This is a genomic window from Oleiphilus sp. HI0125, from assembly GCF_001635355.1.
Genome location: NZ_LWGF01001179.1, coordinates 1 through 821, shown reverse-complemented (window position 1 = coordinate 821; position 821 = coordinate 1). Strand labels below are relative to the sequence as shown.

Genomic DNA, 821 nt, shown 5'->3' with positions numbered 1-821 from the left:
CATGCATACGGTCATCGCATCAGAATGTACAGGCTGTGATCTGTGTATTGAGCCTTGCCCAGTCGACTGTATCGACATGGTTGAAGTAGACAATGGCATTGCAGGTTGGCACTGGTCAGCACCGCAGTCGTCGATCATAACGACAGATAAAGGTGCAGCATAATGGCAAAGCTTCGTATTGCGCATACTAATTCACGCACACTGCATGACTTTCACGGCGGTATACACCCTGAAGAAAACAAGACACAAAGTACCCAACTAGGTATACAAAAAACGAGTCTACCTTCGACACTCATCGTTCCGCTTCAACAACACGTAGGGAAGTCCGCAAAGGTCCTTGTGAACGCTGGCGACCGAGTTCTGAAAGGCCAATTAATTGCAGACGCAGATGGTGTAATCAGCGCCTGTGTGCACGCACCAAGCTCTGGTGTGGTTCGAGAAATAAGCGATCAAGCCATCGCACACCCATCAGGATTAAGCGCTCCATGTGTTGTCATTGATACCGACGGCGAAGATCAATGGTGCGAACTAGAAGCACATGAAGATTATCTAAATCTTGAGCGCGAAAAGGTCCTTAAGTGTATTCGTCGTGCGGGCGTTGCTGGCATGGGCGGAGCTGGCTTTCCAAGTGAAGTAAAACTCCACCCAGCAAACCAAAAGAAACTCAAATCATTGGTCATTAATGGTGTGGAGTGCGAGCCATATATCACCTCCGATGACATGTTAATGCGCACCTATGCCGACGAAATGCTACGCGGCATAGAGATCATGGCGCGCCTACTTGAGCCGCAACATATCGTATTAGCGATCGAAGACAACAA

2 protein-coding genes are annotated in these 821 nt (G+C 48.6%); both read left to right on the top strand.

Annotated elements, in window-relative coordinates:
- A partial coding sequence (locus A3762_RS28500; RefSeq protein ID WP_231878880.1) for a 4Fe-4S binding protein occupies window positions 1–163 on the top strand: 163 nt, incomplete at its 5' end.
- The coding region (locus A3762_RS20500; RefSeq protein ID WP_156493632.1) for an RnfABCDGE type electron transport complex subunit C at window positions 163–821 on the top strand (659 nt) is incomplete at its 3' end. The genes A3762_RS28500 and A3762_RS20500, both read left to right, overlap by 1 nt.